We start from the raw sequence: 19,569 nt of genomic DNA, 5'->3' as shown, positions 1-19,569 counted from the left end.
GTGTTTAATAAATTTAAGTAGAGTATATTCGTACAGATTGTTTAAGATTTTTGAAATGAGTAAAGCAGAAGACATAATTTTCTTTATCAAATTTGGGCAAAAAAAATACCTTGAATTACTAAAAAACAAGGGAGAACTTTATTTTAAAAATGCCAAGTTTTATAATCAAATTAAAAAATCAAACAATGAACAAGGCGATGAAAATGAAGGTGCTATTTGGATTGAAAATTTAAAAAATTATCAACTTACATTAAGCCATCCAGAATATGGTGAATTAAAATTCAAAAGCGTACCTAATCAAATTGGCAAACTAACTCAGTTTAATCATAATTATTTAATCACAAGCTTCTATTCTGTATCTAAAAAAGATTTTTCAACAAATGGAACATTGAAAATATCAAATAAAATGACAGAAATGGGTGATCACGCATTAATAATTTTAGATACCAAAAAATTTTTAGATAGTGTTCTAAAATCAGCTAAGAATATCGACATTCCTATCATTGGAAAAAAAGTTGAATATCACGATTTAAGTAATGAAGGGCGAATCGATATGAGTCCGTTCCACAAAAAAAATGAACATAGTTACCAAAATGAATTTAGAATTATAATTGAAAATTCAATAGAAGAATTTAAAATTCTATCAATTGATGAGTTATCAAATAACGGAATAATTATTCCCGTACCTAAAAATCAACCTTTAGAATTTAAAATTGACTAAAACGGCATATCATCATCACCATCAGGCATAGTATTATCTTCAACAGGCCCAAAAGCGTCTTCAGGAGATTGAATTGGAGGTGGTGGCGGTAAAGGTTCCCATTGGTCCTCAAGATTATGAAAACGCATATAATTCAATTTCACTCCAACAATACAAGCTCCAGGCTCTCCTCCCCTTAGTTTTTCGATGTTTATTTCACATTGACCATGAGTTGGTGTTCGTTCATCATTGTCCCATTCCTCGATTTTGTAATACTCAGGTCTATAGACAAACATCACCTGATCTGCGTCCTGTTCAATAGCTCCGGACTCTCTCAAATCTGATAACATTGGACGCTTCATTCCTCCTCTGGTTTCAACAGCGCGGCTTAATTGTGATAAAGCAATAACCGGGACATCCAAATCCTTAGCAGTTCCTTTCAGGGACCTTGAGATAGCAGATATTTCCTGTTCCCTGTTGCCGGTGTGATTCTTTCCTGAAGCTGTCATTAGCTGCAGATAATCCACGTAAATAATTTTAATACCATGGTCTCTCTTCCACTTACCGGCCTGAATTTTAAGCTCCATGTTTGAAATACCGGCCTGATCGTTTATGTAAATCGGAAGCTTTTCAATTTCATGTCTGTGTTGCTGTACTAATCGCTTTTGAAAATCGTTTAAATCATTGTTTTTAATAATGCTGGCATCAATTTCACAGTGATTGGCAATGATACGTCCAAGGAGCTGTTTTGCACTCATCTCCAAAGAAAATATACCAACCGGAATCCCTTGTTTTGCCTGATGATAAGCTTCATTCAGAATAAAAGCCGTTTTACCCATGCCAGGGCGTCCGGCCACAATTACCAAATCACTTCCATGATAGCCTTTGGTTTTCTTCTGGAGTTTGGTTAAGGCGCTTGGAACACCTGAAATTTTATTATCTACGTTGTCGAAAAATGAATCTAAAACAGATTTTAACGAAGCTGCTGGTTTACGTACCAGCCATTGCGCGGTATCATCAATATCCTTCTGGCAATCGGCTAATAAATCGAAAATATCGGTTTCTTCTTTGTATGATTTCTCAATGATTTCATTGGCCACTCCAATCGCTTTTCGTTTCACCCAATACTGCAGCAATAATCTGCAATGCATTTCTAAATGCGCTGTGGTTACTGAGGATTGTGAAAGCTCAATAAGCCTGTAATCTCCTCCGGCTTTTTCGAGGTTTCCGTGTTGTTTAAGCTTCGTGCTAACAGTTAACAAATCCACAGGCTCACTATCTCGAAATAATTCACACATGGCATCATAAACGAGCTGATTCTGTTCTTTGTAAAACACTTTCTCTTCACGAAAAAGGGCTACAATTTCACCAATTGAGGATTGATAGGTTAAGGCACATCCCAAAACAGATTCTTCCAGATCTATTGCTTGAGGTGGAATCAAACCTTTCTCAAGATTAATCAAAGTGCTTTTAGATGCTTGGTTAGTTATTTTTTGCGGTTGGTTCATTTAGAAATAATTTGGGCGTTTTGTACTTTGATTTTGTGGTTGTGCTTGCTTGATATCTTTTTGAGCATTTGAAACCCATTGAATCACAAAATTTCGAAATCTGGGCATTAGCTGTTCTGGTGTAAATTCAATTTTGCTTTGAGCTAACTCCAATTCCATTTTGTTGTTGAACGATTCTACGAGCTTCCTTTTATCCTCAATTTTGGTTTTGTTTTGCATCCACAAAACATCAAGTTCAGATTGTTTATGAGTTTTTAAAATTTCAATCGCGAGATCTTTATTTTCTTTCTCTTTTATTTTACTTTTTATTTCTCTTTTACTTTCTCTTTCTCTTTTACTTTCAGAAGGGGGGTTTTTTGGGTTTTGTCCTTGGGTTTTTTCTGTGGGTTTTTGGGTTTTTATTTCAGATGGTTTTTCTTCTGAATTTTCCTTTTTTGGTCTACCTCCTTTTTTGCCATTTTCACGAGCTGCTTCAGCTTTAGAAATTCGTTTTCTAATGTTACTTATCCACCACTTACCATCTTCTTGGATCTCGATATAATCCAAAAGCTTTTCGTATTCTTTATCACTTAAATCAATATCCAGATCATCAAAAAGAAAATCTTTATTCATTTCAATTGGACCAGCCTCTATATACATCAGATCATAAAGTTCTCTTAGGGCATAACGAACTAAAGGAAACCGTTTTAAACGTTTCCTTGTGTTTGAAATAAACCAATCTTTCGGGTACCAGGTATATCCTAATTGTGTCATATTATAATATATTGCATTACTTATTTACTGTGCTAAAACTTTTTGGAAACCGTAAAATAACTACTAAGGATGTATTCTGGTTTCCATCCGAATACCTCCTGATCGTAACGATAATCTAACGTACCTCGTAAACCTATTCCAAAGCCATTTCTAAAGAAATAAGTGATTCCTCCTTCCCAACCTATAAAACAGCGCATAAACCCTTCTCTAATTGGCCCACGATAAGCTTTTACTAAACGAATGCCGGTGTTATAATTCCATTGTTCATGGTAACCATAAGTTAGGTTGAACCCTATGGCACCATGGAAGCTCGTATATCCATTTAATTCCAATCCATCAAGTTCCGCGCCTTTTAATGCAGAAAAGCTCTCATATCCAATAAGAGCATATATCTTTCCTGTGTATCCGGCTTCAATAACATAATTAAGACCAGGATTGTTAGATTCAGTTTCATTAAAATGATAGTGCCAATGTGTTTTAATAATGAAGTTCTCTGTATCCGGAAACCTCAAATGATATTGGGAATAGGTGTTAGAACAGAATAAAACTGAGGCTATTATAAGTAGTTTTTTCATAATTAACTTGCTTGTTGCATTAAATCAGGTTGTTTCTTCGCGATTGATTTAATGATTTTCAGGTTTCTGTTCACCAATTTTACTATACGATCATTATACTCGGTTGCTTGGTTTTTATAGCCTCTGGCCTGAACTATTTTCATGGTTGCTAATGATACTTCAATAGTTTCAACCGGCTCATCATTTATCCGAGCTGATAACACTAAAGAATCTTTCTTGTTATAGTATGCATTCGCAAACACACAATGCTTTAATAAATCTCCTTCAGTTAGAAACTCTTTAACATGCTCCAATACTTTAACAGTGATTTCTCCATCGGTAAATGCTAAACCAAAGAATGCTGATTTCATTTTTTGGTATTCCTTTTGCGCTTCAACAACCTTTTTCTTTTGCTCTTCAAGCTCTCTTTTGCGCTGAATATTCCTCTTTTTTTCGACTAACCTGTCATGAACTCTATTTAAATCTTTTGGACAAACATATTTAGCGTTTCTTAAGTCTTTATTGAAGTATTGAAGCAGATCCAAATAATCTAACCAGGTTGTAGCATCCTTAACCTTGTAATTATTTCTTAGGCATATCTTTATAGAATTCCAACGTCTGTTAAGTTCTCCAGACCTATCATTAAACTTATACAATAAACTATACTGCTTTGCTTTTAATAGAGTTTCCGCTCTTGGGTTACTCGGAATAAGTTTTATAGCCTGAGGAACTGTCAAACCATACAGATTCTTATTTATTCCAATCTTTTTGTACTCTGGTTTAAATCTTGATTCAGCAAAGTATTTGTATGGATAAATCAGATATTTATTAGCGTTCCACGAGTAATAACCTCCATCTGTTCTAATAGCCCAATCTCCGGTCCAACAATCAGCAAAACCACTTGTCATGTGTAACAAACCAACCTTTTGCACTTTCCCTTCCGGAGTAATCCAGTATTGAAGAATTTCATGAAGATGATAACGAACCTTTTTGCCTTTCTTATGATGTGCATATAACTCAAAGTTTCTTATTACCTGGTATTCTCCAACAACTTCAGCTAAAGCCATATATTCAACCTGAGTATGGGTTCTCATTTTAGTGTCTTCAACCTTCAATTTGGTTTTACAATGCGGACAAACAGCACGTTTTCTAACCACTAATTCAGGAGAAAATGTTTCTCCACAATCCATACAAATCACTCTTGTTTTGGTTGCATACCCTAAATGATTCGTGCATACCTGATAAGCCCACTCTTTTTGTTTTAGGGTTAATTCCGGAAGCCTTTTACTTAAACCAAAGACCTCTTTTTGAAGTTTTGTTCTTGGTTTCATATGAAGTCAAAAATTGAGGTTTGTTGATTAGGAACTGGATCAGATTTAACAACAGCTTTCTTTTTAGATTTTGGCTTTGTAATAGCTTTTTTCTGTGGAGCTTCAGATGCATGATTAACAACCACATTACATTTAACTGGTTTCCCTGGCTTTAAATCATCTTCATCATAATAGTGAATGGCCATGCTAAAGATCTCTTCATCTGCAAAGCCGGAACATCCTGATTTTTGCACTTCATTAAGAATATAAGTAACACAATCATCTATGTTCTTATTCTCTTTTTTAAGAGTTTCCGCAAACAATGCATCATTGCCGGCCACTTCGTTTAAATAGTTTTGGATAATCGTTTTAAATTGCTTTGTTGCTTTCATAATTCAATGGTTATTTGTTGATTGACTTTCTCTGATAACATCAAAGCTCCTTTACACTGATCACATTGTTTCTGACAGCTATTTTCCAATGCTCCACTAGATTTTAACCTGCAATAGTGAGTTGAATACTTTGATGTTTTAATGGATTTCATGATGAATTACTCTTCAGATTTATCGTAATTATCAAGATGAATGTTTGAAAACTCATAATTGATGATATCATTACAAGTAATGGTCTTAGCTGAGATAATAATTACTTCAAAATCAGGGTTTAAATCCAAGGCCTCCATATTTTTATTCAGGTAATAAATGATGTTGGATTTCGCCTTTTCGGCATCTGAAGCGTTTAATATAAATTCACGCTTAAATGTATCGTCCTCATCTCTGGCAATCTCCACTTCTATCTTGTAGATTTTATCCTCATCTTCCGAATCATGCCCATCCTCTTTATCTTCATCAGCTGAAATAAGATAGCTGTACGCAAGCTCTTTAATGTTTACGAACTTGAATTTCCCAAGATATTTCTGTTCAACATAATCCTTAGAAATACTCATGGCTGTATCTACACAATTGGCATACAGATAAAGGCTTTTCTTTTTACCAGATACTTCAATGGTAACAAGCCAAACAGTAGGCATACCGCTCACTAAAACAGCAGCTCTTTTCTGGTTGCTAACTCTAATTTCTTTGATGTCTCCACTTTGGAGATAGAAGTTTATTTCTGAAAGTTCATGGTTGCTTAAATACGTACCTCTTTCAAGAATCACCTCATTTCTTTCAATGGAAACCACTTCTCCAGTATCTGCATCCGTGAAATCCTCATTCCAGGATCTAAGTAATCTTTCGGCCAAATACTGTCCTTTCATTTTGGCTAAGTCACTTGTTTTAAAAGTCACTTCATTAAATTTTGTTTCTAATTGACTCATTTATTTAAAAAGTATTTGCTGTTATGAATTGTTCGTCTAAGTTTAATTTTACCCTCTTTCTCAAGGTCCTCAAGCAGAGGATTTAAATCGGTAATATGAAATCCTCCATGTCCTCCAGTCTGCTTTTCATTTTGCTTTATGATGTATAAAAGCATGGCTTTAATCTTGGAGGTTTCTTCTGGAGTAAAGGTCATTTGATTAGTATTTTAAATCTGTCCAGTGAATTATTTTACCAGTGAAGTCCTCGTTGAACCATAACCAAAAACTAATTAAGTTTTCAAATCCATCATTCCATGCTAATTGCTGAGTTTCGTCTAATGACAGAGTTCTGCCATCTATTGAAACAACAGGATCATTAAGGTTTTCGGACCATGCCGGATACTTGATTTCAATTTTTTGAATTGATTTAACTTTTATTACTGGTGCAAACTGCTGTCTGTTTTTAGTTCTATTACCTGTTACAAAATGAATATCATTACCAGCTTTCCATCGATTCCTAGAATCTTCTCTAATAGTATGAAGCTTAGGATTGTGAGTTCCTACAATGTAATTTTTAGGCAAACACTTTCTTCCATACTCGATAAAATCATTGGCATTTATTTGAATTCCTTTTTGAAGAATTGCCTCCCATATCTTTTCAACGAAATAAGCGGGCTTCTTTTTTATTTGTGTGCTAAATCCTAATGTCATTTGTTAAAAAGGTGTTTTATTAAAGTCTATCACTAAGCCATTATCGGCCACTGTAACTGTCTTTCCTGTTGCTTTGTATACTTTACTTGAGAATAGCTTTTCATCACTATTACTGTCTGATAAATGGATTAAAACAATGTTATTTACCGCGCTTAAATCGTTTGCCTGAAGTGTTTTGATACAGGTATCTAAACTCATATGACTTTTGATAATCCTGTTTCTAAGAAACTCCATATCATTTAGCTTACTCCTGGCTATCTCTTCATCATAATTAGCCTCAATAATAATGTTGTTAAGTTCTTTGAATGTATATGCTGAAAAGATTAAATCTGTTAAGAACAGTATCTTTCCTGTATCAGGATGATTAATAAGAAACCCTGAAGGTTGAGCTGCATCATGCAGCACATCAAAAGCCATGATTTTAAAATTTCCTAAAGCAAATGGTTTATGATGCTGAAATACAGAAGCTCTGTGATGTGATATAGTTCCTAAAGCTTTGTGAGTCCCTTCAGCAGAAAACACATTGACTCCTGAAGCCATTAATTCTTTTGCCGATTTAGCGTGGTCACCGTGTTCATGAGACAATATGCAGCCAACTACTTTTGAAAAATTGAAGTTTAAAGCGGCTTTAATATCCTTGATGTTTAATCCACACTCAATTAAAAGTGATTCATTTTCATTCTCCAGGATATATGCATTGCCTTTAGATCCGGTGCCAAGTATTTTTAATTCCATTTATAATTTGTGATTGAAGTTTCAACAAGTGACACAGCGAGGCCCAACCACCTCGCCATGAAACTTGAGGGCTATTAATTATTGTTAAAATCCAGGCTCTTCTGCAACCTCTTCAAATCCCTCTGGTATAGGTTGCTCAGTCTTCACCTCCTCAAAGTCAACATCCAAATCCTCTTCATTAAAATCAATCTGTTTTTTGTTGGCTTCAGCCTGAATTTGTTCAACAACTTCTCTATCGTTCCCCTGCTGTTCGTTCTCAAGAACTCGCATTAAATGATCATCAATCTTTTGGCTATCGATGTTTACATGATCCCAGCAATGACGCTTTAAGGTTTTCATGAACATCTCCTCTTCCCAACCTTCAACTTTGACTTTGTTGCCGGTTTTCTTACTATTCTTCCATTCATCCTTTTCACCTCCCCAGAATTCTGCTGAAGCGTACTCAGGTCGACGTTTTTCAATTTGGCTCCTGTTCATCACAACCAGTTTATTTTTCTCCGGATTGTCATTGTAAATCATGTAATAGAAACCACCTTCTAATTCACCACGATTGAAATCATCTGTAATCTCAAAATCATAGCTCTCAACTTTGTTTTGAGCATTCTTTTTATGAGATTTAAAAACATCGGTTGAAAACTTCAATTCGAAAATCACATCATCCGGAACATCAAATCCATACTTTCTGGCTTTAAGTTCCAAACCATTAAAACCTTCCATTAATGTGATGTCGTATTGGTTCGTTTTACTGTTCTTGTAAGGAATCGGGTGAATATGATTCTTCTGTAATGGATCTAAACCAATACTTGAGTAAGCCACTACATCCAAGGCAAGTTTATTCATGTTTACATTGTTCCAGGAGAATGCTAATGCATCTCTGTATTGCTCAGATTTAGCCATACGCTTGGATTCAGCTTCTTTTAAAACGCCATCCAGTTTTATGAAATAATTCTGGATAAGTTTTCTTTGGAAAGATGTCAGTTCTGTCGGCTGGCCATTTAATCCATTTGGGAATTCTTTAATAACGGCCATTGTAAAACGTTCTGAAGGTGAAGCTTCACCTGCTTTAGCTAATTCGTTTTTAGTTGTTGTTACTGCTTTTGTACTCATGATTTTGTTTAATTAATGATTAATAGATTGTTTATGCCGTAGCTAAGTTTTGATTGAATGCATATTCTGAATAACTCATAGGTCTTTCGGAAACACGAAGTTTTTTATCCTCTTCAGATACAATCAGGTTGATGATTTGAGATTGTGATGGAATCAATTGAACAACAGATTCGCGGTTGTCAATAAAAATTGGTGCATTAGCCTGATAATGGAAACAAAGGGTGTTGATGATATCTAAACCTGCATTAATTTTGGAAGCTGTATTTGCATCACTAAAAGGCACACCATTAATCAGTGCTTTACAAGTTGGCACCTCACCTCCGTTGATTTGAGTTTCAAAAAGCTTGAAGTTTACTAAACTGAATCGACTGTTTACAGAGTCTTCAATTCTTGTACATTTCTCTTTTTCGAAGGCATCAATGATATATTGGTCCTTTTCCAAGTCAGCAATAGATTGAGCCAAGGTTCCCTCCTCTTGAGATAATTCAGTAATTCTTGTGTTTGCTGTTTTGATTTGGTTCTCTAGCTGAAGCTGAGATTTAATACCATCTGCCTCCTGATTCAATTGAGATAACTTAGCTTTTAAAGCGCTGTTATCGAATCCTGAATTAACATCCAGTTTAGCTTTTAACTCTTTTATCTTAGCGTTTTCAGCACTAAAGAAGGCTTCATGCTCCTGAAGTAATTCTGTGTAAATCTCATTCTGCGTTTTAGTATTACTGAACGCTTTCAGTTCAGCTGTAAAATCAGCACGTTTCTCCCATAAAGCTTTCACTTCTGCCTCCAAGGCAATAATAGACTCCGCTTCACTTTCAATCAATTTCTCAGTAGTAAGTTTCTCTGATTTCAAGTTTTGGCCCTGTTCAGTGATTCTTTTAAGATTTGCCTTTTTGTTAGTATGGAAGTATTGTTCTAAATCGGCACGCTTCTCTTCAATATTTGCTGCATCAAAAGCACGTTTACAAGTCGGACAAGCACACGCGTCTTCATCCATTTTAAATTCAGTGGCATTCTCCTTTTCCCAATCAGATCTAAGAGCAGCCATTTTCTTTTCAGTTTGCTCCAGATTGTATTTATGAGATTTAATACGCGCCTTTTTAGATTCAATATTACTCTCTGAATACTTAATGGTACCATCAAGATTAGCTATCTCACGTTGAATTTCACGAGGCTTATTATTAAGCTCATTAAACTTCATGTTAGCCAATTGCTGAATCTCATGACGTTTGTTTCCAATAGCCGTTTCAATTGCATGAATCTCTGTTTGAAAACCTCTTTTCTTTTGGAATTCGGCTTCATTAGCTTTTAGGTTGTCAGATATCTGATCGTTAACCTCTTCAATAGCTTTTGTTTTCTGAGATAACTCAGTTCTTAAGGCCTCAAAGTTTAACGCCTCCGGCATACTGCGTCTTACTTCATCAATACGTGTTGGAATGGTTTGAAGTTCCTTTTTAGATTTAAGAATACTGGCTTTAACCTGTTTCTTGTATTCCTCTAAATCTTTTCCAACAAGCTTGGTAAATAAATATTCAAAATCAGGATTCCCTTTAATCACATCTTGATCTGTGATATTACCGGCCATATCAATTAAAACACTTCTCTGATCCTGCCATTTTAAAGCATTAAATGATGCAGGATTAGTAATCATTTTAAAAACCTTCTCATCAACAATCTGACTGATCTTTGCTGCATAATCACCAGCGTTCATTGGAACACCATTCCATTCATACGAAGTTTCATTTCCAGAAAACTGAGCCTCTAAAGCACCTTTAGGCTTCACCCATTTCTCTCTTAAAATTCGTCTAAGCAGTACTGGTTTACCATCAACTAAAATTTCAGCTTCAACCTCATGATCTATCTTTGGAATGATATTATTGTTTTCATCTAAGGTTTTTATTTCAAAAGATTGTCTATCTGTACTGTCTTTGCCAAAAAGCAACCATGTAAATGCGTCGAAAATAGTGGTCTTACCTACTCCGTTGTCTCCATAAACAAAGGTTTCGTTATGGATGTTGTTCAAGAATAACGAACGAATTCCTTTGAAATTCGTAAGCTTTAAAGTGATGATTTTAATTGTTTTCATGATTATAAGGAATTTGATTAATTGTGTTTGTTTTCAAGTGCTTGAAAAAACCATCCATGAAGGTCTTTTCAAGATTTTCTAATTCATGGTATTGCTTTCCGTTTAAGGTCCACCTACCATTGGTTTTCTTAATTTCTATCTTCATCTCTTTCGAGTGTCATTAAGATTAGAGGATTGATATCTATTCCGGTTGAATAAGCTATCATGGCAAAGGTTAATTGCTCAGCAATCTCACTACCTTCAACACTATCTAATAAGTGATGATAGAAGTTTGCTAATTGCTCATCGTTCTTTGCCTCCTGGTGCTTATCGTACAGGTTGAAGAGCCCTAAATTGATTAAGGGGTTTCCTACTTCGATTTTTTTTAATACATTTGCTTTACTCATAATATCAGTTGCGTAAGATTAATTGTGTTATGATTTGACTTTCAGCCATTCCCCACGAATGGCTTTTTTTATTTCCTTTTTAGAAGCTTAGTTAATTCTGGTTCTACAATGGCCACATAAACCATAATCCCTAAAAACACTCCTATGATTAATTCTAATAATATGTCCATGGCTTTATTTATTGAAGGTTATGTAATAACCGTTGTTAGTTTTTATTGAAATCTCACCGCTTCTTAGCTTGTCGCTTACCTTTTTCACATCCTCAGTTGGATACATGTACTTTTTTCCAATCTTGAAAAAGGAGACTATTTGTAAGCTTCTCAATTGCTGGAGAATCTCTCCGTTATATGAGATTCCTACAGCGTCGCAAAATTGTTTTCCAGTTACATTTAAAGGAGTCATACTTCTAATTCTTCTTTTCTTTCTTTTTGATTTTCTACATAGTCCTTCGTGAACTCTAATAACCTTTCCTGAGTATTGTATTTCTCAGGAATTTCAAACCTGGTCCCGAACCAGTTCGTTCTAACTGATGATGGTTTTAAACCAAACTCATCTGCTACTTTCTTGTGAAAGTCATTTTTGTCTAATACCTGTTCGTATAGCGCTTTTAATTCTTCTAATACTTCCATTTATTGCTTTGTTTTACGTCCTCCTGAAACTCTTGCTTTTACTACTCTTACTGTTCTTTTACCTGATCTTAATAATCGATATTCATCAACATCAGAAAATACAATTGTGAAACCTTGAATACTTAAAAAGAAAGCTGCAACCATGGTTCTGAAGAATTGCTTTGGATTATCTAGTGAAAGAATGAACTCTCTGGTGATATCAGCAATGTTTTTCAAACCATTCTTTCTCTTGACATTCTTGATATGAGTGTCAATCGTGTAAGGAGATCTACACATCATATCAGCTATCTGCTTTACTGCATAACCCCTGGCTATATTCTCACAAACTATATGTTCTGTATCACTCAATTGCATCCCTTTTTTTCGGTATTTGTTAATTGAAATTGGTTTCCTACTATTTGTTTTTGTAATATTGTGTAGTATTACAACACAAATATATATAACTCTTATGTATTACTAAAACTAATTATGCATAAAAGTTATTCAATAAATCTTATTTATATAGATTCTAAATAATGAGAAGTCCAGAAGAGATTCGTAAAATATTCAAAGACAACAATATAACAGGCTATAGACTATCTATTGATTTAGATGTAACACAGGTTGGTGCTGATAAGTTTCTAAACGGAGAAACAAAGAAACCCTATAAGTCAACAATCGAAATGTATAACTCTTATATAGATAACGGGTTTAAATCAACTGTTATTGAATCAATAAATAAGACAAATACAGATTTTATTCCTGAAGGAAAAGTCATAAAAGATGAAAATTATCCTTCAAAACAAGTCTTTGTTATTCCTGTAAAAGGAAGAGGTGGACTTGAGAATGCCCTATTTGATGAAATCATGTTCAAACAATTAGAAACAGAAACATTGACAATAAAAGAACCATCGTCAAATGGTTCAAAGTATTTCAAAATTGAAGTTGAAGGAATAAGTATGGATGATGGATCAAAGAAAAGTTTGGCTGAAGGAGACTGGGCTTATTGCAGATCTATATCAAAACAATATTGGAAAAGTAAATTTCATACTCATAAATATGACATATTCTGTTTCTTCCACAATGAGAGAGGAATAATATTCAAGAGGATCAAAGACCAGGATACTGAGACTGGAGAATTATTACTTGAGTCATTGCATCCGGATAAGAAACAATTTCCTGACTTTAGAATAAAAGTATCTGAATGTTCATATATATGTAATGTTATAAAAGTTCTATCTGAATTTTAATTTTAATTGAAGTGAATAAAGTTTATCTATTCTTAGTTATCTGTTCTATCCTTTTCTCTTGTCAAAGTGATGAAGAAAAAATCAAAGACATTATAATTGATAACATAGAGAATGAATTGATTGAAACTTTAGATGATCCAGACTCTTTCGAGTTTGTTAAGCTTTATAAGATTGACACCATATTTAAATTACCTTTCTACAAAGCCTTGAAGAAGTCAACAGAAAGTTCTATAGGGGCATTTAAAATAAAACTTCAAGAAGATCATGAAAGCATTACTCTTCTAGATACTGAAAGAGCTAAAAGAAATTTAGATGACCTTGATAAATATGAAAAGCTAATAAATGAAAGTAAAGAAGGTGAAATTCTTGAAATAAACACAACATTCACCTGCAGATACAATAATGAATTTGGTGCTAAAATGCTACATGGTTATGAAGTTTCACTGACTGAAGGACTCAAAATAGATAAAATCAAATTAATAGAATAAACAATATGGAAAATCTTGGAATTGGAGTTGCATCAATTATTATGATGATTCTTTTTTTTGTCATTGGAGTTCTTGTAATGCGTTTTATTGGAGCTTGGATGTTAAGAATTGATGAAGTCATAAAAAACCAGAGAATTTTAATCGAAGAAATTAAAAAGCTTAAGAATAATGACTGATAAACAAGCTTTCATATTATTAATCATTGTAGTCATCCTTGCTGGAATAACTCTATCTATATGAAAAATATAATTTTATATTCTATTTATTTGCTATCATTTTATGTTTTCTCACAAGAAGAAACCAATATAAATAACCTTGTGATGGATAATATAGAGCCCGCAAAAACAATTGCGTTAGAAAACATAACTTTTTATGAATCACCTAGTTTCGATAAAAAATCAGGTGTTATAAAAGTAAACGATTCTTTTAATATAGTAAATTATTATAGAGGGATCCCTTACAGAAACATTACATTTTATAATATTAGATATAAAGGTCAAAAGGGATATATCAACTCTAAAAGAAAATTAAAAATGTCGAATTATAGGATTTCCTTTGAATTCGAAAAGGAAATAAATATGTTCAAGGATTCCATATCACGAATAAAAACCAAAAAAGAAAGAGAAGAGAGACTAGCTAGACAAATGTTAGCTGATAGTCTTAAAAATGATTTATATTTTAATAAGTGCTCTTATATAAAAAACGAAGTAGACGAATTCGAAGGATATAAAATCATATCCACAATAGATTATATAATCAACGATCCAAAATTGGTTGTAAGAGAATTAAGAATCCAACTTGCTAGAGTTAAAAATGAAAAGTTTGTTATTTTTTCCTCATATGATTTAGGTTGTACCAGTCCTTATAAAAGCAGTAAATCTTATGTCAAAGTTAAATTAGAAAACAATGACATTATTACCTTCTATCATCATGGAGATATTGATTGTGGTGACGAATTTAGATTATACGGAAGAATAAGTGAATCAGAAATAGCACGATTAAAAAGTTCGGAAATAAAAACAGTAAGATTATCTGGAACTGAAGGGTATCTTGATGTAGATGTAGATTATTTTAAAGACTTCTTCATTAAAAAACTTAAATGTATAGAATAAGTTAAAAATGGAACCTTCAAGATTAAATACGATTTATACAAGCGATAAAAAGATGCTTCTTTTAATCGAAATTTTGAAGACTTCAAATATCATTCGATTTGAAAAGGAATTTTGTGAGGCCATAGATTTAAGAAAACAGAATCTAACCAATATCAAAAATGGATATAACCATTTTACTCCAGAACATATTGAACGAGCTATTAAGAAATATAAGATCAATGCGAACTGGATATTTGGAATTAGTGATAAGATCTTTTTAAGTAAAAATTTCCCAAAAAACGAACGAATATCGAACAAATCAGAAATTAAAAATATCCAATAAGCCTTTATATAAGCCATAAAACAGGATTACGACGCTATACAGAATGTGTATCACACGATGCAGGAAACAGAAGAGTAATTCATCAATATAATTTACAAAAGGCTATCAAAATTAATGATAGCCTTTTTTATTACAACAATTCTTAACATAAAGATTATATTAGCTAAGTCTGACTTTACAAAGAATTCTTAATTTAGAAAGAAAATATATACACATGATAAAAAACAATAGAGTTATTAAATGGGGCATTATTGGTTGTGGAGATGTTACCGAAGTGAAAAGTGGGCCGGCTTACAAACTCACTAAAGGTTTTGAACTGGTTGCCGTAATGCGTAGAAATAAAGAAAAACTTAAAGACTACGCGAAACGTCATCAAATTGAGAAATACTATACCGACGCCGACGATTTAATTAACGATCCGGATGTTGATGCTGTATATATTGCTACGCCGCCAGATTCACATATGTTTTATGCTTTAAAAGTAGCCGAAGCCGGTAAAATCTGCTGCATAGAAAAACCAATGGCTCCCAACTACAAGGAAAGTTTAACCATTTACAATGCCTTTAAAGAAAAAAACATCCCTTTATTTGTGGCTTATTATAGAAGGTCTTTACCGCGTTTTACGCAGGTGAAAGAATGGATTGATAATAACGAAATTGGAGAAGTAAGACATATTAGTTGGCAGTTCAGTGCACCTGCTTCAGAGTTGGATAAATCTGGTGAATACAACTGGCGTACAGATACTGAAATTGCGCCCGGTGGTTATTTTGATGATTTGGCCAGTCATGGTCTGGACTTCTTTACCTTCATTTTAGGAAACATAAAAGAGGTTAATGGCATTAGTGTTAATCAACAAGGTAATTATTCTGCCAAAGATGCCATAACGGCTTGCTGGCTTCATGAAAATAATGTTACAGGATCGGCATTCTGGAATTTCGATTGTAATGAACGATTAGATAAGGTTACCATTCACGGTAGCGAAGGAAATATTGAATTTGCCATTTTTCATGACAAGCCTATTAAATTGAAGAGTATTAAAAACAAAGAAACTCTTGATATAGAACATCCAAAACACATTCAAATACACCATGTCGAAGATATCCGAAATATGCTAATTCAAGGCGATTTTACACATCCATCCCTAGGTGCTTCAGCATTGCACACCAGTTGGATAATGGATAAGATTTTGGGAGCACTATAAAACAAAAAAGCGACTTCATTTGAAAGTCGCTTTTTTTGTATGTAGACATGTAATGTTTCTTTTTAGGGACAACTAATTGTTTACTTTATGTTTCATTAGAACCACACATACTGTAGAGTTCAAAATCTATGCCAAATTAAAGTTTTAAACCTCTATTTAACAAAGTTTTTACTACATTTTCTGGTATAAACTTTTAAGTTTTTTTGGAGTCATAATACTCTTCCAGTTTTTGCCTAAAGCATTTTCCCAAAGTGGTGCCATCCCAAGAGATACATTAATCATAATATCAAATTCAGCATCAGACAAACTAGCACAAATACCCTGTGGTAATTCAACATTATGCTTGGCTTTCATTTCTTTAAATAACTTCACGCCTTCAGGATAAAATTCTTCTAAATGGTCAAAAACAATACAGTTTCCAATACCATGTTTAGTTCCTAATAAATAGGCTAAACCGTAACTCATGGCATGCGCAACCCCTACCTGAGAATAGGCAATACTCATGCCTCCGTGCCAAGAGGCCATCATTAATTTTTCCTGTGATTCTTGATCTGATAAATTGTTATCTAGAAAAATTTCATGACATAAATCGAATGCTTTTTCTCCATAACTCTGACTAAACGCATTGAGGTAAGACCCTTCTAAAGATTCTATACAATGGATATAACAATCCATACCTGTATAAAACCATTGTTCTTTTGGTACATCTTTGGTTAGTTCTGAATCTAAAACAACCTGATCGAACGGGGTGTAATCTGAATTAATTCCAAGCTTTTTTTCAGGTCCTGTAAGAACCGTTGTTCTGGATACTTCGGCTCCTGTTCCGGAAATAGTAGGTATGCCAACGTGATAAATAGCTTCATTTTTAACTAAATCCCAGCCCTGGTAGTCTTTCGTTTCCCCCTCATTGGTTAGCATGATTGAAACAGCCTTAGCCAAATCTAAAAGGGTGCCTCCTCCTATTCCAATAATTCCAGAAGGTCTTTCTTTAGTTGTGAGTATTATATCTTCCACCAACTCGTCGACCTGAGACGTTTTTGGTTCTTCAGCAGCAGATATATATATAATTTTATCATCATAAGCTAAAGGAATTCTAGAAGTCAGCCACGCGTTATTTTTAAATACATCGTCTACCAAAAAAATAAATGGAGCTTTTGAATTTAAACGCTTTGGTTCTAAAATATCATTTAACTGATTGAAACTACCGCGACCAAAAATAACTCTTGGTACCATTGGAAAGTTTTTATAACTCATCTAATATGCTTTCTTTTTCGAAACCCAAAAATAAGGTTATTTTAAAATTTACCTCATAAAATCGTACTAGATTTTATGAATTTTAACACAAATTATATTTAATCTAAAAGTGTTATCAACTCCTTTAAACTACTAATGGTTTTGTATTTTTTACCATTAGTTTCTTTTTCAGACACTTGCTCATGAGCCCAAGTGGTATGAAATGGTATATGCACTGCATGAGCTTTAATATTCACTAGTGGCAGTACATCAGATTTTAATGAATTACCAACCATTAAAAACTCCGAAGGATTAATATCTAAGTGATTTAAAAGCTTCGAATAATTCGCTTCTTTTTTATCACTTAATACTTCAATATGATGAAAATACTTTGTTAACCCAGATTTTTCAAGTTTACGTTCCTGATCTAATAAATCGCCTTTTGTTGCTACTATTAAACGGTATTTTTGCGACAATGCTTCTAAAACTTCTTCTACTCCATCAAGTAATTCCACAGGTTTATTCAGCATATCTTTACCTATGTTTAATATGGCTTCGATGGTTTTTGTGGACACCTCGTAATTAGATTGTTCAAGCGCACTTTCAACCATCGATAACACAAATGCCTTTACGCCATAACCGTATAAAGGCAGATTATCAATCTCCTTTTTAAAAAGTTCCTGATCTAATTTGTTTAGGGTTTCATACTCCGATAATAAATTCCCAAAAGTAACTTCCGCTTCTCTAAAATACGTTTCATTCACCCAAAGGGTATCGTCGGCATCAAAACCTATAACTTTTATATTGCGGTAGTTTACTTCCATTGTTTTTGTGCTCGTACTAAATCTTCTGGTGTATCAATTTCTACACCTTCTACATCGGTTTCCACCATTTTAATGCGTTTACCGTACTCTAAATACCTTAGTTGCTCGAGTTTTTCCGAAGCTTCTAATGTTAACATCGGTAAACGGTAAAAATCAAGAATCGCTTCTTTTCTAAAGGCGTATACCCCTTTGTGTTTATAATACTTCACCTTAACCTCCTTATCTCTTGGGAATGGAATCGGGCTTCGTGAAAAATATAAAGCGAAATTAAAATGATCAAGCACCACCTTAACGGTATTTGGATTTTTTATATCTTCCTCCTCGGTAATATGCACCATTAAAGACGCTAAATCAATTTGTTTATCATGATCATCTTTAAAAACATTGATTAGTTTTGATAAGGATTCCTTATCCGTAAATGGCTCATCACCCTGAACATTAATTACAATATCGATATCCATATCTTCAACAGCCTCGGCTATCCTATCACTTCCACAATCATGTTCCTTCTTGCTCATAATGGCCTTGCCCCCATTATTCACAATTTCGTTGTAAATGATATCGCTATCGGTTACCACAAACACATCATCAAACAATCCTGTAGCTACAGTGGCTTCATAAGTTCTAAGAATAACTGGCTTTCCTCCCAAATCTTGCATGAGCTTTCCTGGAAAACGAGAAGCACTATAACGTGCCGGAATCATTGAAATTATCTTCATTGGTGTGTTATTAATATCTGCTTTCAGAACTTTTCTTTTTTATTTAAACTCTGAAATTATGAGACAAAAATAGAATTTTTATTATCGATTTGAAGCTTTTGGGCGACTAAACTTTTTATAGAGTTTAAATATGATAAACAAGATGAATATCACAACTACAAAGGCGATTACAGGAACAAAAATAGAAAGCACAGACATCACCAGTGATGTACCAGTTTCTAAGGTCGACACCACAGGGTTTGCCAAGCCGCCTGTTGTAGCGGTTGATGCTAATCGCGTAGTTCCTGAAGAGCCAGAGATTGCTGCTGCTGTTCCTCCACCGGCTATTATTGCCAGTGCCCATGTTACAACCGGGCTTAAATCGGCCACCGTAGAAAGCATCACCGCCGTTCCTGCCAAAGCAGCTAAAGGTACTGCAATACTGTCTAAAACATTATCAACGTAAGGAATAAAATAAGCGAAAATTTCAACTATTGTAGCTACCCCTAAAGTGATTAATGCAGCTGAGCTCCCCACCCACTGCCAGGATTCATTAAGTTCCCAGACACCAAAATATGATGCTAAACTTAAAGCAAACAAAGGTAAGAATACACGAAAGCCCACTGAAGCTGCCAAACCTATACCCAAAAAAATACTTATTATAGAATCAACTGTCATAGAAAAATAAA

26 protein-coding genes are annotated in these 19,569 nt (G+C 34.0%); 7 read left to right on the top strand and 19 right to left on the bottom strand.

Translation table 11 applies throughout. The features are described 5' to 3' along the window. The first annotated feature begins 55 nt into the window (after positions 1-55). Positions 56-721, top strand: a complete 666-nt coding sequence (locus ICJ85_RS01190; protein ID WP_188221939.1) for a hypothetical protein — start codon at positions 56-58, stop codon at positions 719-721. Here ICJ85_RS01190 and dnaB read toward each other — a convergent pair. The 15 genes from dnaB to ICJ85_RS01115 all read right to left on the bottom strand — a co-directional run bounded on the left by dnaB (position 718) and on the right by ICJ85_RS01115 (position 12,127). Then, positions 718-2,208 carry a replicative DNA helicase gene (gene dnaB / locus ICJ85_RS01185; protein WP_188221938.1) on the bottom strand — a complete coding sequence of 497 codons (1,491 nt, stop codon included), beginning with the start codon at positions 2,206-2,208 and terminating at the stop codon, positions 718-720. The genes ICJ85_RS01190 and dnaB overlap by 4 nt on opposite strands. Further along, positions 2,209-2,820, bottom strand: a complete 612-nt coding sequence (locus ICJ85_RS01180) for a hypothetical protein (RefSeq protein ID WP_188221937.1) — start codon at positions 2,818-2,820, stop codon at positions 2,209-2,211. Between the two features lie 173 nt (positions 2,821-2,993). Beyond that, positions 2,994-3,536: a hypothetical protein gene (locus ICJ85_RS01175; protein WP_188221936.1), complete on the bottom strand. Its 543-nt coding sequence runs from the start codon at positions 3,534-3,536 to the stop codon at positions 2,994-2,996. A 2-nt stretch (positions 3,537-3,538) separates the two neighbouring features. After that, a complete protein-coding gene (locus ICJ85_RS01170; RefSeq protein WP_188221935.1) occupies positions 3,539-4,846 on the bottom strand; it encodes a PcfJ domain-containing protein in 1,308 nt (435 codons plus the stop codon). Further along, a complete protein-coding gene (locus ICJ85_RS01165; protein WP_188221934.1) occupies positions 4,843-5,217 on the bottom strand; it encodes a PcfK-like family protein in 375 nt (124 codons plus the stop codon). The genes ICJ85_RS01170 and ICJ85_RS01165 overlap by 4 nt, the downstream gene beginning before the upstream one ends. A 158-nt stretch (positions 5,218-5,375) precedes the next feature. Then, a complete protein-coding gene (locus ICJ85_RS01160; protein WP_188221933.1) occupies positions 5,376-6,143 on the bottom strand; it encodes a hypothetical protein in 768 nt (255 codons plus the stop codon). Next, positions 6,140-6,337 carry a hypothetical protein gene (locus ICJ85_RS01155; RefSeq protein WP_188221932.1) on the bottom strand — a complete coding sequence of 66 codons (198 nt, stop codon included), beginning with the start codon at positions 6,335-6,337 and terminating at the stop codon, positions 6,140-6,142. The genes ICJ85_RS01160 and ICJ85_RS01155 overlap by 4 nt, the downstream gene beginning before the upstream one ends. Before the next feature lie 4 nt (positions 6,338-6,341). Continuing rightward, complete coding sequence (locus ICJ85_RS01150) at positions 6,342-6,833, bottom strand: hypothetical protein (RefSeq protein WP_188221931.1); 492 nt, start codon at positions 6,831-6,833, stop codon at positions 6,342-6,344. A gap of 3 nt (positions 6,834-6,836) precedes the next feature. Further along, positions 6,837-7,568 (bottom strand): MBL fold metallo-hydrolase, encoded by a 732-nt coding sequence (locus ICJ85_RS01145; RefSeq protein WP_188221930.1) that lies wholly within the window; start codon positions 7,566-7,568, stop codon positions 6,837-6,839. Positions 7,569-7,652: 84 nt separating this feature from the next. Further along, positions 7,653-8,675: a recombinase RecT gene (locus tag ICJ85_RS01140; protein WP_188221929.1), complete on the bottom strand. Its 1,023-nt coding sequence runs from the start codon at positions 8,673-8,675 to the stop codon at positions 7,653-7,655. Between the two features lie 31 nt (positions 8,676-8,706). Then, the gene (locus ICJ85_RS01135) at positions 8,707-10,758 is read right to left on the bottom strand and encodes an AAA family ATPase (RefSeq protein ID WP_188221928.1); all 2,052 of its coding nucleotides are present in this window, start codon (positions 10,756-10,758) and stop codon (positions 8,707-8,709) included. Next, on the bottom strand, positions 10,745-10,903 hold the full coding sequence (locus tag ICJ85_RS01130; RefSeq protein ID WP_188221927.1) for a hypothetical protein: 159 nt from the start codon (positions 10,901-10,903) through the stop codon (positions 10,745-10,747). The genes ICJ85_RS01135 and ICJ85_RS01130 overlap by 14 nt, the downstream gene beginning before the upstream one ends. Beyond that, on the bottom strand, positions 10,887-11,144 hold the full coding sequence (locus ICJ85_RS01125) for a hypothetical protein (protein WP_188221926.1): 258 nt from the start codon (positions 11,142-11,144) through the stop codon (positions 10,887-10,889). Before ICJ85_RS01125 ends, ICJ85_RS01130 begins: the two co-directional genes overlap by 17 nt. 398 nt (positions 11,145-11,542) lie before the next feature. Beyond that, positions 11,543-11,773 carry a hypothetical protein gene (locus tag ICJ85_RS01120; protein ID WP_188221925.1) on the bottom strand — a complete coding sequence of 77 codons (231 nt, stop codon included), beginning with the start codon at positions 11,771-11,773 and terminating at the stop codon, positions 11,543-11,545. Continuing rightward, a complete protein-coding gene (locus ICJ85_RS01115; RefSeq protein WP_241739467.1) occupies positions 11,774-12,127 on the bottom strand; it encodes a helix-turn-helix domain-containing protein in 354 nt (117 codons plus the stop codon). Positions 12,128-12,288: 161 nt separating this feature from the next. On the opposite strand from ICJ85_RS01115, the gene ICJ85_RS01110 reads away from it, so the two are divergent. The 6 genes from ICJ85_RS01110 (at position 12,289) to ICJ85_RS01085 (ending at position 16,125) form a co-directional block, all read left to right on the top strand. Continuing rightward, on the top strand, positions 12,289-13,002 hold the full coding sequence (locus tag ICJ85_RS01110) for a hypothetical protein (RefSeq protein ID WP_188221923.1): 714 nt from the start codon (positions 12,289-12,291) through the stop codon (positions 13,000-13,002). 11 nt (positions 13,003-13,013) lie between these two features. Then, positions 13,014-13,490 carry a hypothetical protein gene (locus ICJ85_RS01105; RefSeq protein ID WP_188221922.1) on the top strand — a complete coding sequence of 159 codons (477 nt, stop codon included), beginning with the start codon at positions 13,014-13,016 and terminating at the stop codon, positions 13,488-13,490. A 5-nt stretch (positions 13,491-13,495) separates the two neighbouring features. Then, positions 13,496-13,666, top strand: a complete 171-nt coding sequence (locus tag ICJ85_RS01100) for a hypothetical protein (protein ID WP_188221921.1) — start codon at positions 13,496-13,498, stop codon at positions 13,664-13,666. A 60-nt stretch (positions 13,667-13,726) separates the two neighbouring features. Next, positions 13,727-14,602: a hypothetical protein gene (locus ICJ85_RS01095; protein WP_188221920.1), complete on the top strand. Its 876-nt coding sequence runs from the start codon at positions 13,727-13,729 to the stop codon at positions 14,600-14,602. 52 nt (positions 14,603-14,654) lie between these two features. Continuing rightward, complete coding sequence (locus ICJ85_RS01090; protein ID WP_188221919.1) at positions 14,655-14,924, top strand: hypothetical protein; 270 nt, start codon at positions 14,655-14,657, stop codon at positions 14,922-14,924. Between the two features lie 214 nt (positions 14,925-15,138). After that, positions 15,139-16,125 carry a Gfo/Idh/MocA family protein gene (locus ICJ85_RS01085; protein WP_188221918.1) on the top strand — a complete coding sequence of 329 codons (987 nt, stop codon included), beginning with the start codon at positions 15,139-15,141 and terminating at the stop codon, positions 16,123-16,125. A gap of 171 nt (positions 16,126-16,296) precedes the next feature. Here the strand turns inward: ICJ85_RS01085 and ICJ85_RS01080 are convergent, their stop codons facing one another. From ICJ85_RS01080 to ICJ85_RS01065, 4 genes are all read right to left on the bottom strand, one after another. Continuing rightward, positions 16,297-17,379, bottom strand: coding sequence for an iron-containing alcohol dehydrogenase family protein (locus ICJ85_RS01080; RefSeq protein WP_188221917.1), 1,083 nt, complete (start codon positions 17,377-17,379; stop codon positions 16,297-16,299). A 98-nt stretch (positions 17,380-17,477) separates the two neighbouring features. Continuing rightward, entirely contained in the window at positions 17,478-18,182 is a 705-nt protein-coding gene (locus ICJ85_RS01075; RefSeq protein WP_188221916.1) for an HAD family hydrolase, read from the bottom strand. After that, a complete protein-coding gene (gene kdsB, locus ICJ85_RS01070; protein WP_241739466.1) occupies positions 18,173-18,901 on the bottom strand; it encodes a 3-deoxy-manno-octulosonate cytidylyltransferase in 729 nt (242 codons plus the stop codon). Before kdsB ends, ICJ85_RS01075 begins: the two co-directional genes overlap by 10 nt. 81 nt (positions 18,902-18,982) lie before the next feature. Further along, positions 18,983-19,558, bottom strand: coding sequence for a DUF4126 domain-containing protein (locus tag ICJ85_RS01065; RefSeq protein ID WP_188221915.1), 576 nt, complete (start codon positions 19,556-19,558; stop codon positions 18,983-18,985). Between the last annotated feature and the right edge of the window lie 11 nt (positions 19,559-19,569).

The sequence above is a fragment of the Aestuariibaculum marinum genome, assembly GCF_014596975.1.
Taxonomy (GTDB): Bacteria; Bacteroidota; Bacteroidia; order Flavobacteriales; family Flavobacteriaceae; genus Aestuariibaculum; species Aestuariibaculum marinum.
The sequence above is the reverse complement of the archived record's forward strand: the minus strand, read 5'-3'. Positions and strand labels throughout refer to the sequence as shown.

What these genes read in the sequence shown, in the direction of transcription:
- ICJ85_RS01190 (WP_188221939.1), top strand. Translation starts at nt 56, where the DNA reads ATGAGTAAAGCAGAAGACATAATTTTCTTTATCAAATTTGGGCAAAAA.
- dnaB (WP_188221938.1), bottom strand. Translation starts at nt 2,208, where the DNA reads ATGAACCAACCGCAAAAAATAACTAACCAAGCATCTAAAAGCACTTTG.
- ICJ85_RS01180 (WP_188221937.1), bottom strand. Translation starts at nt 2,820, where the DNA reads ATGAATAAAGATTTTCTTTTTGATGATCTGGATATTGATTTAAGTGAT.
- ICJ85_RS01175 (WP_188221936.1), bottom strand. Translation starts at nt 3,536, where the DNA reads ATGAAAAAACTACTTATAATAGCCTCAGTTTTATTCTGTTCTAACACC.
- ICJ85_RS01170 (WP_188221935.1), bottom strand. Translation starts at nt 4,846, where the DNA reads ATGAAACCAAGAACAAAACTTCAAAAAGAGGTCTTTGGTTTAAGTAAA.
- ICJ85_RS01165 (WP_188221934.1), bottom strand. Translation starts at nt 5,217, where the DNA reads ATGAAAGCAACAAAGCAATTTAAAACGATTATCCAAAACTATTTAAAC.
- ICJ85_RS01160 (WP_188221933.1), bottom strand. Translation starts at nt 6,143, where the DNA reads ATGAGTCAATTAGAAACAAAATTTAATGAAGTGACTTTTAAAACAAGT.
- ICJ85_RS01155 (WP_188221932.1), bottom strand. Translation starts at nt 6,337, where the DNA reads ATGACCTTTACTCCAGAAGAAACCTCCAAGATTAAAGCCATGCTTTTA.
- ICJ85_RS01150 (WP_188221931.1), bottom strand. Translation starts at nt 6,833, where the DNA reads ATGACATTAGGATTTAGCACACAAATAAAAAAGAAGCCCGCTTATTTC.
- ICJ85_RS01145 (WP_188221930.1), bottom strand. Translation starts at nt 7,568, where the DNA reads ATGGAATTAAAAATACTTGGCACCGGATCTAAAGGCAATGCATATATC.
- ICJ85_RS01140 (WP_188221929.1), bottom strand. Translation starts at nt 8,675, where the DNA reads ATGAGTACAAAAGCAGTAACAACAACTAAAAACGAATTAGCTAAAGCA.
- ICJ85_RS01135 (WP_188221928.1), bottom strand. Translation starts at nt 10,758, where the DNA reads ATGAAAACAATTAAAATCATCACTTTAAAGCTTACGAATTTCAAAGGA.
- ICJ85_RS01130 (WP_188221927.1), bottom strand. Translation starts at nt 10,903, where the DNA reads ATGAAGATAGAAATTAAGAAAACCAATGGTAGGTGGACCTTAAACGGA.
- ICJ85_RS01125 (WP_188221926.1), bottom strand. Translation starts at nt 11,144, where the DNA reads ATGAGTAAAGCAAATGTATTAAAAAAAATCGAAGTAGGAAACCCCTTA.
- ICJ85_RS01120 (WP_188221925.1), bottom strand. Translation starts at nt 11,773, where the DNA reads ATGGAAGTATTAGAAGAATTAAAAGCGCTATACGAACAGGTATTAGAC.
- ICJ85_RS01115 (WP_241739467.1), bottom strand. Translation starts at nt 12,127, where the DNA reads ATGCAATTGAGTGATACAGAACATATAGTTTGTGAGAATATAGCCAGG.
- ICJ85_RS01110 (WP_188221923.1), top strand. Translation starts at nt 12,289, where the DNA reads ATGAGAAGTCCAGAAGAGATTCGTAAAATATTCAAAGACAACAATATA.
- ICJ85_RS01100 (WP_188221921.1), top strand. Translation starts at nt 13,496, where the DNA reads ATGGAAAATCTTGGAATTGGAGTTGCATCAATTATTATGATGATTCTT.
- ICJ85_RS01095 (WP_188221920.1), top strand. Translation starts at nt 13,727, where the DNA reads ATGAAAAATATAATTTTATATTCTATTTATTTGCTATCATTTTATGTT.
- ICJ85_RS01090 (WP_188221919.1), top strand. Translation starts at nt 14,655, where the DNA reads ATGCTTCTTTTAATCGAAATTTTGAAGACTTCAAATATCATTCGATTT.
- ICJ85_RS01085 (WP_188221918.1), top strand. Translation starts at nt 15,139, where the DNA reads ATGATAAAAAACAATAGAGTTATTAAATGGGGCATTATTGGTTGTGGA.
- ICJ85_RS01080 (WP_188221917.1), bottom strand. Translation starts at nt 17,379, where the DNA reads ATGAGTTATAAAAACTTTCCAATGGTACCAAGAGTTATTTTTGGTCGC.
- ICJ85_RS01075 (WP_188221916.1), bottom strand. Translation starts at nt 18,182, where the DNA reads ATGGAAGTAAACTACCGCAATATAAAAGTTATAGGTTTTGATGCCGAC.
- kdsB (WP_241739466.1), bottom strand. Translation starts at nt 18,901, where the DNA reads ATGAAGATAATTTCAATGATTCCGGCACGTTATAGTGCTTCTCGTTTT.
- ICJ85_RS01065 (WP_188221915.1), bottom strand. Translation starts at nt 19,558, where the DNA reads ATGACAGTTGATTCTATAATAAGTATTTTTTTGGGTATAGGTTTGGCA.